Annotated in this window: 10 protein-coding genes; 2 read left to right on the forward strand and 8 right to left on the reverse strand. The window is 51.1% G+C overall.

What is annotated here, in order from left to right; all coding sequences use genetic code 11:
* Positions 1-125 precede the first annotated feature (125 nt).
* The 7 genes from oppF to SERS4_RS0114515 form a co-directional block, all read right to left on the reverse strand.
* Positions 126-1,127 carry a murein tripeptide/oligopeptide ABC transporter ATP binding protein OppF gene (oppF, locus tag SERS4_RS0114485; RefSeq protein WP_017893048.1) on the reverse strand — a complete coding sequence of 334 codons (1,002 nt, stop codon included), beginning with the start codon at positions 1,125-1,127 and terminating at the stop codon, positions 126-128.
* Positions 1,124-2,140: an ABC transporter ATP-binding protein gene (locus SERS4_RS0114490; RefSeq protein WP_012145424.1), complete on the reverse strand. Its 1,017-nt coding sequence runs from the start codon at positions 2,138-2,140 to the stop codon at positions 1,124-1,126. The genes oppF and SERS4_RS0114490 overlap by 4 nt, the downstream gene beginning before the upstream one ends.
* Before the next feature lie 11 nt (positions 2,141-2,151).
* Positions 2,152-3,060 carry an oligopeptide ABC transporter permease OppC gene (gene oppC / locus SERS4_RS0114495; protein ID WP_012145425.1) on the reverse strand — a complete coding sequence of 303 codons (909 nt, stop codon included), beginning with the start codon at positions 3,058-3,060 and terminating at the stop codon, positions 2,152-2,154.
* A gap of 14 nt (positions 3,061-3,074) precedes the next feature.
* The gene (gene oppB / locus SERS4_RS0114500) at positions 3,075-3,995 is read right to left on the reverse strand and encodes an oligopeptide ABC transporter permease OppB (protein ID WP_012145426.1); all 921 of its coding nucleotides are present in this window, start codon (positions 3,993-3,995) and stop codon (positions 3,075-3,077) included.
* 83 nt (positions 3,996-4,078) lie between these two features.
* Positions 4,079-5,716 carry an oligopeptide ABC transporter substrate-binding protein OppA gene (gene oppA / locus SERS4_RS0114505; protein ID WP_017893049.1) on the reverse strand — a complete coding sequence of 546 codons (1,638 nt, stop codon included), beginning with the start codon at positions 5,714-5,716 and terminating at the stop codon, positions 4,079-4,081.
* A 152-nt stretch (positions 5,717-5,868) separates the two neighbouring features.
* Complete coding sequence (locus SERS4_RS0114510; RefSeq protein WP_017893050.1) at positions 5,869-7,506, reverse strand: ABC transporter substrate-binding protein; 1,638 nt, start codon at positions 7,504-7,506, stop codon at positions 5,869-5,871.
* Between the two features lie 690 nt (positions 7,507-8,196).
* Positions 8,197-8,841, reverse strand: a complete 645-nt coding sequence (locus SERS4_RS0114515) for a YchE family NAAT transporter (RefSeq protein WP_012145429.1) — start codon at positions 8,839-8,841, stop codon at positions 8,197-8,199.
* 524 nt (positions 8,842-9,365) lie between these two features.
* Between SERS4_RS0114515 and adhE the strand changes: the two genes are divergently transcribed.
* Positions 9,366-12,038: a bifunctional acetaldehyde-CoA/alcohol dehydrogenase gene (gene adhE, locus SERS4_RS0114520; RefSeq protein WP_012145430.1), complete on the forward strand. Its 2,673-nt coding sequence runs from the start codon at positions 9,366-9,368 to the stop codon at positions 12,036-12,038.
* A gap of 275 nt (positions 12,039-12,313) precedes the next feature.
* Here adhE and SERS4_RS0114525 read toward each other — a convergent pair whose 3' ends face one another.
* Positions 12,314-12,898: a thymidine kinase gene (locus tag SERS4_RS0114525; protein ID WP_017893051.1), complete on the reverse strand. Its 585-nt coding sequence runs from the start codon at positions 12,896-12,898 to the stop codon at positions 12,314-12,316.
* A 698-nt stretch (positions 12,899-13,596) separates the two neighbouring features.
* Here SERS4_RS0114525 and hns point away from each other — a divergent pair.
* Entirely contained in the window at positions 13,597-14,004 is a 408-nt protein-coding gene (hns, locus tag SERS4_RS0114530; protein ID WP_017893052.1) for a histone-like nucleoid-structuring protein H-NS, read from the forward strand.
* The last annotated feature ends 153 nt before the right edge of the window (positions 14,005-14,157 follow it).

Consider the following 14,157-nt stretch of genomic DNA (forward strand, 5'->3'; position numbering starts at 1 on the left):
CAACAGTGCTGTAGACCACTATTAAAAATGTGGTTTTGTCGGTTTTGTGATGTGGGATTATAAAAAAAGGGTTCATGATGAACATGAACCCTGAATTAGGCGACACAACGGATTGAAGTGGCCGGTTACAGCGGATCGACCTTCAGGCAAGAAACCGCATGGCGGAAGCTGCCTTCCAGCAGTGGACGCGTCTTGGCGCATTCCGGCCCGGCAATCGGACAACGGGTACGGAACACGCAGCCGGATGGCGGGTTAATTGGCGAAGGCAGTTCCCCTTCCAGCAGTTGGATCTGTTTGTCCTTCTCCTTGTCTGGATCCGGGATTGGCACCGCAGACATCAGCGCTTTGGTATAAGGGTGCTGAGGATTGTGATACACCTCGTCATAGGTGCCCAGCTCCACCGCATGGCCCAAATACATCACCAGCACACGGTCAGAGATGTGTTTTACCACCGCCAGGTCATGGGCAATAAAAATCAGCGACAGGCCCATTTCGCGCTGCAGTTGCTGCAACAGGTTCACCACCTGAGCCTGAATCGACACGTCCAGTGCCGAAACCGGTTCATCGCAAATCACCAGTTTCGGCTCAAGGATCAGGGCACGGGCAATGCCGATGCGCTGACACTGACCGCCGGAGAACTCATGTGGATAGCGGTTGATCAGGTTTGGCAGCAGGCCAACCTTCAGCATCATCGCCTTAACCTTGTCCTTCACTTCCTGACGCGGCATTTTTGGGTAATAGGTGCGCAGTGGTTCGGCAATGATTTCACCGATGGTCATGCGCGGGTTCAGCGAAGCCAGCGGATCCTGGAAAATCATCTGGATATCGCTACGGGTTTTGCGCCAGTCAACGTCACTCATACCGAGCAAGTCTTTACCCAGCCAGGCAACGCGCCCGCTGGTGGCCTTCACCAAACCGATAATGGCGCGGGCGAAGGTGGACTTACCACAACCAGACTCACCCACCACGCCCAGAGTTTCCCCTTCGAACAGGCGCAGCGTCACGCCGTCAACGGCCTTCAGGGTTTTCGGCGGCTGCCAGAACCACTGTTTGTCATCATGAATGTCGAAGTGCACTTTCAAATCGGCCACTTCAAGCAACACTTTCTTGTCGGTTATCGTACTCATACCAACGCCTCCACCGGTTTAAAGCAGGCACGCAAGCGCCCTTCACCAAACTGCTCCAATGGCGGAGCGCTCGAACATTGCGGCATCGCGTACGCACAACGCGGCTGGAACGGGCAGCCTTTTGGTAGACGCAGCAGGTTCGGCGGGTTACCTGGAATAGTCATCAGCGCCTCACCTTCGGCGTCCAGACGCGGCACCGCATTCAGCAAACCGATGGAGTAAGGATGGCTCGGATGATAGAACACGTCACGCGCGCTGCCGTATTCCATGGTCCGCCCGGCGTACATCACCAGCACTTTGTTACAGATACCGGCCACCACCCCCAGGTCGTGAGTGATCATGATGATGGCCGTATTGAACTCGCGCTTCAGCTCATTGAGCAACGTCATAATCTGTGCCTGAACCGTCACGTCCAGTGCGGTGGTCGGCTCATCGGCAATCAGCAGTTTGGGCCGGCACAGCAGCGCCATGGCAATCATTACACGCTGGCGCATACCGCCGGAAAACTCATGCGGGTACATACGCATGCGCTTACGCGCTTCCGGCATTTTAACCGCATCGAGCATGCGAACCGACTCTTCAAAGGCTTCGCTTTTGCTCATTTTCTTGTGCTGCATCAGCACTTCCATCAACTGCTCGCCAACCCGCATATAAGGGTTGAGCGAAGTCATTGGGTCCTGGAAGATCATCGAAATCTCTTCTGCCCGCAGCTTGTTGAGCTGTTTTTCCGGCAGGTTGAGGATTTCGCGGCCGTTAAATTTGGCCGAGCCGCCAATGCGGCCATTGCTGGCCAACAGCCCCATCAGCGCGAAAGCGGTCTGGGATTTACCGGAGCCAGATTCACCCACGATCCCCAGCGTTTCACCGGCACGCAGGTCAAAGTTAAGATCGTTGACGGCCGTCACATCACCGTCCGGAGTGCCGAAGGTCACGCGCAGATCTTTAACATCCAGTAACAGCGGTGATTTAACACCGGTACCGGTTTGCAACTGCGGATTTTCAATGGTGCTCATGATTGCACTCCTTAACGATCTTTCGGGTCGAGGGCGTCACGCAGACCATCGCCGATAAAGTTGAAACAAAACAGAGTAACAACCAGGAAACCCGCCGGGAACAGCAGCAACCACGGTGAAACTTCCATCGAGTTGGCACCATCGCTCAGCAATGCACCCCAACTGCTTAACGGCTCCTGAGTACCCAACCCCAGGAAACTGAGGAAAGATTCGAACAGGATCATGCTCGGCACCAGCAATGAAGCGTATACCACCACCACGCCGAGCACGTTCGGCACGATGTGACGCAGTACGATATTGCGGCTGGAAACCCCGCATACCAACGCCGCTTCAATAAACTCTTTGCGTTTCAGGCTCAGGGTTTGTCCACGCACAATACGCGCCATGTCCAGCCAGGACACCATGCCGATCGCCACAAAGATCAGCAGAATGTTTTGACCAAAGAAGGTCACCAGCAGGATCACGAAGAACATAAACGGGAAGGAGTTGAGGATCTCCAGCAGACGCATCATTACCGAGTCAATTTTACCGCCTAGGTAGCCGGACATTGCGCCGTACAGGGTACCAACAATGACCGCCACCAGCGCAGCGGAAACGCCGACCATCAATGAGATACGTCCGCCAATCGCTACACGTACCAGCAAATCACGCCCGGAGGAATCGGTCCCGAAGTAGTGCCCTGCGTCAAAGGCCGGTGCTGCCGACATCATCGCCCAATCGGTATCGTCATAGGCAAACTGTGACAGCCAGGGGGCTACAATCACAAACAGGGTAATCAGCGCCAGCACAAACAGGCTGCTGACTGCCGCACGGTTGTGCACAAAGCGGCGACGGGCATCCTGCCACAGGCTGCGCCCTTCCACTTCAAGCTTTTCGCTGAAGTTCTCCAGAGCCTCGCTGTTCTTTTTCGTCAACATCATTTGCGTGCTCCAGCTTAATAACGGATTTTTGGATCGATAACGGCGTACAGCACGTCGACGATCGCGTTAAACAAAATGGTCAGGCCACCCACCAAAATGGTCAGGCTCAATACCAAAGAATAATCGCGGTTCAGCGCACCATTAACAAACAGCTGGCCAATACCCGGCAGGCCGTAGATGGTTTCAATCACCATAGAACCGGTGATGATGCCGACAAACGCCGGGCCCATATAGGAAAGCACGGGCAATAACGCCGGTTTGAGCGCATGGCGGAAAATGATGCGACGCATCGGCAACCCTTTGGCACGGGCGGTGCGGATAAAGTTTGAGTGCAGCACTTCAATCATCGAGCCACGCGTAATACGGGCGATACTGGCGATATAAGCCAGTGACAACGCCACCATCGGCAAGATAATAAACTTCGGTGCGCCACCGTTCCAACCGCCGCCTGGTAACCATTTCAGCGTGATGGCGAAAATCAACACCAGTAACGGCGCCACCACGAAACTGGGTATCACTACCCCGGTCATGGCAAAGCCCATCACCGTGTAATCCCATTTGGTATTTTGATTCAGTGCAGCCACTACCCCGGCGCTAACCCCCAGGACTACCGCCAACAAGAATGCGGCAAGGCCGAGCTTGGCGGATACCGGGAATGAAGCGGCGACCAGATCGTTAACCGAGTAATCCTTGTATTTGAACGACGGGCCGAAATCGCCTTGCGACAGTTGCGCCAAATAATGGCCGTACTGCTTCCAGATCGGATCGTTCAAATGATATTTGGCCTCGATGTTAGCCATGACTTCCGGTGGCAACGCGCGCTCACCGGTAAATGGGCTACCGGGAGCCAGACGCATCATAAAGAATGAGATGGTAATAAGGATAAATAGTGTCGGGATCGCTTCTAACAAGCGACGAAATATAAATTTAAGCATTGCCCTAACCCTGTGCTGCAGCCTGATAACGGCTTATTATTCTCAACATGGGCCGGCGGTTTACACCGCCGGCACTTACCGTATCAATGCTTGATGATGTACAAATTTTTGTCGTACACGTTATCAAGTGGGTCTTTACCGGTGTAACCGCCAACATAAGGTTTCACCAGACGGGCATTCACATAGTAATAAACCGGAACGATGGCCGAATCCTTATCCAGCTGCACTTCGGCTTTCTGATACAAATCAGCGCGTTCTTCTTTGGTTTTCGCCGTCAGCACGTTCGCCATCAGCTTATCGAACTCCGCGCTCTTATAGTGCGGGGTGTTACTGCTGCTGTCGGACAGCATCATGTTCAGGAACGAGCTTGGTTCGTTGTAGTCGGCACACCAACCGGCACGAGCTACGTCATAGGTACCCTGATGACGGGTATCGAGGAAGGTTTTCCACTCCTGGTTCACCAGCTTCACGTCCACGCCCAGATTTTTCTTCCAGATGGAGGCTGCGGCGATCGCCAATTTTTTGTGCAGATCAGAAGTGTTGTACAGCAGTGAGAAAGTCAGTGGTTTCCCCGGGCCGTAACCCGCTTCAGCCAGCAGTTTTTTCGCCACTTCGTTGCGTTTTTCCTGCGTCCAGCCGAACCACTCTGGTGGCGTCAACTTGGCACCATCGGTATAAGGTGGGGTGAAGCTGTAGGCCGGCAAATCACCCTGGTTTTTCACTTTATTGGTGATGATGTCGCGATCCAGACCCAGCTTCAGCGCTTCACGTACGCGCTGATCGGTAAATGGCGCTTTCTGGTTGTTGATCTCGTAGTAATAAGTACACAGATATGGATCGACGTGAACTTCTTTCGGGATCTCTTTTTTCAACTTTTGGAACAGTTCAATCGGCATGTTGTTATAGGTCATGTCGATTTCACCGGTACGGTAGCGGTTTACGTCGGTCACTTCAGACGAAATTGGCAGGAACGTCACTTTATTAATGATGGTTTTCGCGTTATCCCAATATTCCGGGTTACGTTCCAGCACGATACGTTCGTTAACGACCCAGTCTTTTAACTTATAGGCACCATTGCTGACGTAATTCGCCGGCAGGGTCCATTTCTCACCAAACTTCTCGACCGCGTCTTTAAATACTGGCTTCATCGCATAGTGCGGCGTCATTTCAACCAGGTAAGGCACCGGCTCGGTCAGGGTGACCTGGAAGGTGTGATCGTCGATGGCTTTTACGCCCAGGGTAGACTTGTCTTTTTTACCGGCGATAACGTCATCAACGTTTTCTACGTGAGCATATTGCAGATAGCTGGCATATGGGGATGCAGTTTTAGGATCCACCACGCGCTGCCAGCTATACACGAAATCTTGTGCCGTTACCGGCTTGCCATTCGACCACTTTGCGTCTTTACGCAGATGGAAGGTCCAGACTTTAAAATCTTTGTTATCCCAGCTTTCGGCCACGCCTGGAACAATGGAACCATCCGGGCCGTTGTTGGCCAGGCCTTCCATCAGATCGCGCGTAATGTTGTTTTCAGGTACGCCTTCAATTTTGTGCGGATCCAGCGACTGTACTTCCGAACCGTTGTTTTTAACTATCTCTTGCTTGTCTGCCAGTTGTACACCCGCCGGCACAACGGCCGCAAAAGCACTTCCGGTTGCTGTGATACCCAGCGCGGCAATGATGCCGGCCGCAAGGATGGTTTTTTTCGTGATGTTGGTCATGTGTGTATACTCCAGTTTTTATTATCACAGGCTCGTCGTGGAACCTGCGTTGCCCGTGAGCGGACCTTGTTATGCCGGCGGCCGTTGAACGAATACGGCAGGCGGACTCCCTTGTATTACTCACCCCTGTTGGCGTGGCGTAATACCCCTCGTTACTGCTTGATGATGTACAGGTTTTTTACATCGGTGTAATCCAGTGGGTCTTTACCGGTAAAGCCCCCCACCGACGGTCTGATCAGGCGCGCACTGACGCGGTAATACACCGGGATCAACGCCGAGTCTTTGTCCAACTGAGCCTCCGCTTGCTGATAAAGAGCAGCACGCGCAGCTTCGTCCGGCGCTTTCAGCGTGCTGGCCATCAGCGCGTCAAACGCCGGGCTCTTGTAAAAAATGGTATTGATGCTGCTATTGGAGACAACCAGATTCAGGAAAGCGCTAGGCTCGTTATAGTCTCCGCACCAGGTGGCCCGTGCCACGTCGTACTGCCCCTGATGGCGGCTTTCCAGCGAGGTTTTCCACTCCTGATTGCGCAGCTGGACATCCGCACCGAGGTTTTTCTTCCACATGGACGCGGCAGCGATCGCCTGCTGTTTATTTTGATCTGAAGTGTTGTACAGCAATGTGAATTTCAGCGGTTTGGTCGCGCTGAAGCCTGCCTCGGCCAACAATTTCTTCGCCTCGGCATTGCGTTGCTCCTGGCTCCACCCTGCCCATTCCGGCGCCGTGAATTTGGCACCCTCGGTAAAGCTCGGAGTAAAGCTGTAGGCCGGGATCTGCCCCTGGCCCATGATCTTGTTGGCAATGATGTCGCGATCCAACGTCAGTTTCACTGCGGCTCGCACCCGGGCATCGGTAAAAGGCGCGCGCTGGTTGTTAATCTCGTAATAAAAGGTGCACAGGTAAGGGTTAACGTGCAATTGCTCAGGGATCTCGCTTTTCATTTTCGCGAACAGGTTCGGCGGGATGGCGCTGTTGGTGATATCGATTTCACCGCTGCGGAAGCGATTGACGTCACTGACCTCTGAGGCAATCGGCAAGAAGGTTGCCTGGCTGATAACCGTTTTCTTGTTGTTCCAGTAGCTCGGGCTGCGTTCAAGCACAATGCGCTCATTCACCACCCAATCTTTCAAGCGATACGCACCATTACCGACATAGTTTGCCGGCAGCGTCCACTTGTCGCCAAACTTCTCAACCACCGAACGCTTTACCGGTTTCAGCGAGGTGTGGCTCAGCATGCTGATAAAATATGGCACCGGCTCACTTAGCGTGACCTGAAAAGTTTTATCATCGATAGCTTTAATACCGAGCGTCTGCGGGCTTTGCTTGCCGGTCAGAATGGCATCGATATTTTCAACTTTGGCGTACTGCAGGTAGCTGGCATAAGGTGAGCCAATTTTCGGATCGGCCAGGCGCTGCCAACTGTAGACAAAATCCTGCGCGGTAACTGGAGAGCCGTCACTCCAAACTGCGTCGGGACGCAGGTGGAAAGTCCAGGTCTTAAAATCCTGATTTTCCCAATTTGTCGCCGCAGCCGCGACCACGTGCCCATTGGCGTCGGTGCTGACCAGCCCTTCCAGCAGGTTCAGAATGATATTGCTTTCCGGTATGCCTTCAACCTTGTGCGGATCCAATGAAGCCACTTCCGAGCCGTTGTTAATGACGATCTTCTGCTGCTGGGCCAATTGCACCCCGGCCGGAACATCAGCCGCCTGAGCAGAATAAACGGCGCTGATACTCAGCAGGCCGGCAATCAACATAGCTAATGGTGTGTGCTTTAGGGTTTGCTGCATGGTCGAGGCTCCTTTTCACCAACAAGCATTGCTTATCGATATTCGTGAAGTATTTATAAGAATTCTAAATAAACAGACACCAGCAAAAATCATTCCCACTTTGTCGACGCGATAGCGTTAATTACGCGTAGAAAGTTGCTCGGAAATTAGCAGAAGGCAATTTCCATAGCCAATAATTTTTACAGAAATGTTAAGCAATTCTCTTTTATTGCATCAGACGGGTTTTGTCACCCCGAAGAGGGGGTAACAAAGGTGCAAATCAACCTATTGATTTTAATCATTAAAATTTAACCCACCGCCATCAAAGCCGTACGCAGCGAACCCACACACCAGATAAAGAAACATTCAGTTAACAAAGCCGCCGTTCAAAGAACAAACACCTGCTTATGTGCGGTTAATCACTAATAACACCTGGATGAAAGCGAGACAAGCCCTACAGAATGATGTGATTAAATTAACAGCAAATTTGATATTCGGGAGGCGAAAAAGGGCAGGAAGTGAGGAAGATAAGGGGTAAAAACAACGCTTAGAGCTTTTATTGAGCAACAAATTGAGATTTATGCCACATCATGGTGCAAGTGAAGAAAATTCATTCATATTACGCACTATATTAATGCGAGCTAATAATAGTTTTTAATTTTAAAATTAATTTGAGCCGCGAATCATCCTATTCGCGACTCATTCGGCTGATTACAGCAAGCCGGGGAATATCGCCTTTATGCCAGTCACGATAAACTCGATACCCAACGCCATCAGCAGCAACCCCATGATACGGGTAATGACGTTAATGCCGGTTTGCCCCAACAGGCGCACCAGCAAAGGCGCAGCCCGGAACAACAGCCAGCAGCAAAAAGCGAACAACGCGATAGCCAGGCTGAATCCCAGCAGGTTCTGCCAGCTATGATAGCGGGAGCTCCAGACAATAGTGGAGCTGATAGCACCCGGCCCAGCCATCAGTGGTAATGCCAATGGCACGACCCCAATGCTTTCACGGATTGCGCTCTCTGATTTTTCCTGCTTGTTCTGTTTGTCCTCACCCAGTTTGCCGCTGATCATCGACATGGCAATGCTGACCACCAGGATGCCGCCGGCAATGCGGAATGAATCAATAGAGATACCGAACATGCGCAAAATCCCCTCCCCCAAAAACAGCGAGGTCCACAGGATGATGGCGACCGACAGGTTGGCGGTCAGGTTGGTTTTATTGCGCCCAGCCGCCGCCTGGTAGCTGGTCATGCTGATAAACACCGGCAAAATACCCACCGGGTTTACCAGCGCAAACAGGCCGACAAAAAATTTAATGAAGCCGGAAAAATCCAACAGAGATTGGCCCACAAATGACTCCGCTTTAATAGCTTTAAAAGTGACACTGCCTTCGCGCGCTAATGTAATAGAATTGCCATGGGTAATCCATTGCTCATACGCGAGATTTATCTCTATTTACACCTTCGCAGATAAGATAATTCTCTATTGTTAAAGCAATGTACGGTTTATGATTTTTTATGTTGAGAAAAGAGCCTGACATCACAGTTATCAAGAATGATTCTCAAAAACCATGGCTGAATGGTGTCAGCTTGCGTTTTTTATGATTTAAATCACAAAATCACTACCCAAGAGTAGTTAAGCTCTTAGTCGTAGTCAGGGAGTAGAACAGGTTAAGGAAAAAGTGGCATCTCTGTTCGGCCCGCTGTCTTCTCCTGCTGAAGCATCGGGTAAAGCTCTTTAAGCAAATCAGCAGCATGCGGCAAAAAAAGGTGGAAAGCCTTTGTTTTTAAAACAGCATTTCCCACCGAAATGTCTATACTACTTGCTCGCACGGCTGATTTACTGAAAGAGTTTAACATTATCAGGAGAGCATTATGGCTGTAACAAATGTCGCTGAACTGAACGAGCTAGTTGCACGTGTCAAAAAAGCCCAGCGCGAATATGCCAACTTCACTCAAGAGCAAGTTGATAAAATTTTTCGCGCTGCTGCCCTCGCCGCTGCCGATGCCCGTATTCCTTTGGCCAAACTGGCCGTTGAAGAATCCGGTATGGGTATCGTTGAAGATAAAGTGATCAAGAATCACTTCGCATCAGAGTTTATCTACAACGCCTATAAAGATGAAAAAACCTGCGGCATCCTGGCCGAAGACCATACTTTCGGTACCATCACCATTGCAGAGCCTATTGGCCTGATTTGCGGTATCGTGCCTACCACCAACCCAACTTCTACGGCCATTTTCAAAGCTTTAATCAGCCTGAAGACCCGTAACGGCATTATCTTCTCCCCGCATCCACGTGCGAAAAACGCTACCAACAAGGCAGCGGATATCGTACTGCAGGCCGCAATTGCCGCCGGTGCACCAAAAGACATCGTCGGCTGGATTGACCAACCTACCGTTGAACTGTCCAACCAGTTAATGCACCACCCTGACATCAACCTGATCCTCGCAACCGGTGGCCCAGGCATGGTGAAAGCCGCCTACAGCTCCGGCAAACCGGCAATCGGCGTTGGCGCAGGTAACACTCCAGTTGTGGTTGACGAAACTGCGGATATCAAACGCGTTGTCGCCTCAATTCTGATGTCTAAAACCTTCGACAGCGGTGTGATTTGCGCCTCTGAGCAGTCGGTCATCGTGGTTGACTCCATCTATGATGCCGTACGCGAACGTTTTGCCAGCCACGGTGGCTACATGCTGCAGGGTAAAGAATTGAAAGCCGTACAGGACATCATCCTGAAAAACGGCGGCCTGAACGCGGCTATCGTTGGCCAGTCTGCACCGAAAATCGCTGAAATGGCGGGCATCAAAGTGCCGGCAAGCACCAAGGTGCTGATCGGTGAAGTGAAACTGGTTGATGAAACCGAGCCTTTCGCTCACGAAAAACTGTCGCCTACGCTGGCCATGTATCGCGCCAAAGACTTTGCAGACGCCGTCAGCAAAGCGGAAAAACTGGTTGCCATGGGCGGTATCGGCCACACCTCTTGCCTGTACACCGACCAGGATAACCAGCCGGAACGCGTTGCCTTCTTCGGCGACAAGATGAAAACCGCACGTATCCTGATCAACACCCCAGCGTCTCAGGGTGGTATCGGTGACCTGTACAACTTTAAACTCGCTCCGTCTCTGACGCTGGGCTGCGGTTCCTGGGGCGGTAACTCCATCTCTGAAAACGTCGGTCCAAAACACCTGATCAACAAGAAAACTGTAGCGAAGCGAGCAGAAAACATGTTGTGGCATAAACTTCCGAAATCAATCTACTTCCGCCGTGGCTCACTGCCTATCGCGCTGGAAGAAGTAGCGACCGACGGGGCAAAACGTGCCTTCATTGTGACCGACCGCTACTTGTTCAATAACGGTTATGCAGACCAGATCACTTCCGTACTGAAGTCGCACGGCATTGAAACAGAAGTGTTCTTTGAAGTTGAAGCAGACCCAACCCTGTCCATCGTGCGTAAAGGCGCGGAGCAGATGAACTCCTTCAAACCAGACGTGATTATCGCGCTGGGCGGTGGTTCACCGATGGATGCGGCGAAAATCATGTGGGTACTGTACGAACATCCTGAGACCCATTTCGAAGACCTGGCGCTGCGCTTTATGGATATCCGTAAACGTATCTACAAGTTCCCGAAAATGGGCGTCAAAGCGAAAATGATCGCCGTGACTACCACCTCAGGTACGGGTTCAGAAGTGACTCCATTTGCGGTAGTGACCGACGACGTGACCGGCCAGAAATATCCACTGGCGGATTACGCTCTGACCCCGGACATGGCCATTGTTGACGCCAACCTGGTGATGAACATGCCAAAATCCCTGTGCGCCTTTGGCGGCCTGGATGCGGTGACTCACGCACTGGAAGCTTACGTTTCAGTACTGGCGAACGAATACTCTGATGGTCAGGCGCTGCAAGCGTTGAAACTGCTGAAAGAATATCTGCCAGCCAGCTATAAAGAAGGTGCCAAGAACCCGGTCGCCCGTGAGCGCGTGCACAATGCCGCGACCATCGCCGGCATCGCGTTCGCCAACGCCTTCCTGGGGGTTTGCCACTCAATGGCCCACAAACTGGGTTCTGAGTTCCACATCCCACACGGTCTGGCCAACGCCATGCTGATCTCCAACGTTATTCGCTATAACGCGAACGACAACCCAACCAAGCAAACGGCATTCAGCCAGTACGACCGCCCACAGGCTCGTCGCCGCTACGGTGAAATCGCAGACCACCTCGGTCTGAGTGCACCGGGCGACCGTACCGCGCAGAAAATCGAGAAGTTGCTGACCTGGCTGGACGAGATTAAAGCTGAACTGGGCATCCCGGCCTCAATCCGTGAAGCCGGTGTGACAGAAGCCGATTTCCTGGCGAAAGTCGACAAACTGTCTGAAGACGCCTTTGATGACCAATGTACCGGCGCCAACCCGCGTTATCCGCTGATTGCCGAACTCAAGCAAATCATGCTGGATACCTTCTACGGCCGTAAGTTTAGTGAAGCGGAAGATGAAGAAGTTTTGGTAGCTCCAGCGGCGGCCAAAGCAGAAAAAAAGTCCAAAAAATAACGGTTCATTGAACCAATAAAAAACCGCCGAAAGGCGGTTTGAGTTTGATGACAAAGTTGTCTTTGAATCCGAGATACCCGGGCCTAGCGCACCGAGGGGCGCTCCGGCGGGCAAGCCGCTACGACCCCTTCGGCACGCTCTCCCTAATAACGGGCTTTGTCAGTAGTCTGAAACCGCCGAAAGGCGGTTTTTTTATGTGTCACGTTGGCTAGTACTTACCTGAGTGCGCAATAGCGCTCAAACACGCCACAAGGCTTCCTGTGGCGTTCTAAACGCTACTCCAGTGCCTGTATGGCTTCTTTGTAATGCTTGCGGCAAACGGAGACGTAGCTCTCGTTCCCCCCTATCACTACCTGCTCACCGGCATGCATAGCCTGCCCGCTTTCATCCAGCCGTAGCACCATATTGGCCTTGCGTCCGCAATGGCAGATGGTTTTCAACTCTACCAGTTTGTCTGCCCAGGCCAGCAAGTATTGGCTGCCAATGAACAGTTCCCCCAGGAAGTCGGTACGCAAGCCATAACACAGAACCGGAATATCCAGTTGGTCGACGACATCACACAATTGCTCAACCTGCTGTTTCGTCAGGAACTGACTTTCATCCAACAACACGCAATGTACCGGTTGCTGTTGATGTTCCTGTGCAATCATCGCATAGAGCATCGACTCATTATTATAGAGCTGCGCCTGTGACGACAGTCCGATCCGCGAGCTGACCTTGCCGACACCAAACCGATGATCTATTTCTGCGGTAAACACCAACGTACGCATTCCACGCTCTTGATAATTATATGAAGATTGCAACAACGCGGTAGATTTCCCTGCGTTCATAGCAGAGTAATAAAAATAAAGTTGAGCCATGGGCCCGCAACTCCAATGGTATAAGAAATATTCGAAGGTTGATTCAGAGGTAAAGTGTACCATAAGCTGTCGGCCTGCTCACGTCTCTGGGTTAATCAACATCTCGCTAAACGAATGCCAAACTTTCAAGTGAAACATTCTGTTCGCTGCACCTCTTACCTTTACATCTATTTACAGGATAATTTTTGTCTGACATCACATTTAATTACTGCTAATGATTAGCCCCCGGCATTAATGGTTACGCCAGCACAGAAAAGCCCCAGGAGCCCCAAGTCGGGACGGAATTAAATCTATTAACACTCCTTAGCACCACGCCAGAGTATTTAATGACATAAAAAAGCCAGGGTACAGTTCTTGACGTTATCTTTACTCGTATACCCCCATTGTTTACAGTGTTTGCATACTTGGTCGCGTGATTTAACCCACAGAATTCGACGTAATATTGATATAAAACACAATTATAACTTAGTCATGAATGCCATTGCGGCATAGCAAACTTACCGTCACTGTTGAAAATTTGACTTAAAAATGACGGTTGTAATACTTATCTCCCCCGCCTATATTAGCCAGAGTGTTCTGGTTTAGTGTTTTAAAAGGTAAATTTGAGCCTTCCTTTTCAATTTGGCTATTGCAGAAAAGAAAAGAGCACTCTATTATTATCCAGACGCCCCCCACCAATATAATTTGAGACTAGGACAATGAGCGAAGCATTAAAGATTTTGAACAACATCCGTACTCTACGTGCACAGGCAAGAGAATGCAGCCTGGAAACGCTGGAAGAAATGCTTGAAAAACTGGAAGTTGTTGTGAACGAACGTCGCGAAGAAGACAGCCAGGCTCAAGCAGAAGTTGAAGAACGCACCCGTAAACTGCAGCAATATCGTGAAATGCTGATTGCTGACGGTATTGATCCTAATGAACTGCTGCAAACTATGGCTGCAACTAAAGCCGCTGGTAAAGCTAAACGTGCAGCACGTCCGGCCAAATACCAATATAAAGACGAAAACGGCGAACAGAAAACCTGGACTGGCCAGGGCCGTACCCCAGCAGTGATTAAGAAAGCTATCGAAGAGCAAGGTAAATCTCTGGACGATTTCCTGCTGTAATAGCATTCAGCTGCAAGTTAAAAAGGCTCCCTTGGGAGCCTTTTTGTTATGCTTATTTTCAGAAGTAGTAGAACACAAGTCAGACTTTGCGTAATTATCCTATGCAGGTAACCTTCTACCTCATTGGTCTTGCTTCTCGGCTAGCTGACCCTT

Source organism: Serratia sp. S4 (assembly GCF_000347995.1).
GTDB classification, from domain to species: domain Bacteria; phylum Pseudomonadota; class Gammaproteobacteria; order Enterobacterales; family Enterobacteriaceae; genus Serratia; species Serratia quinivorans.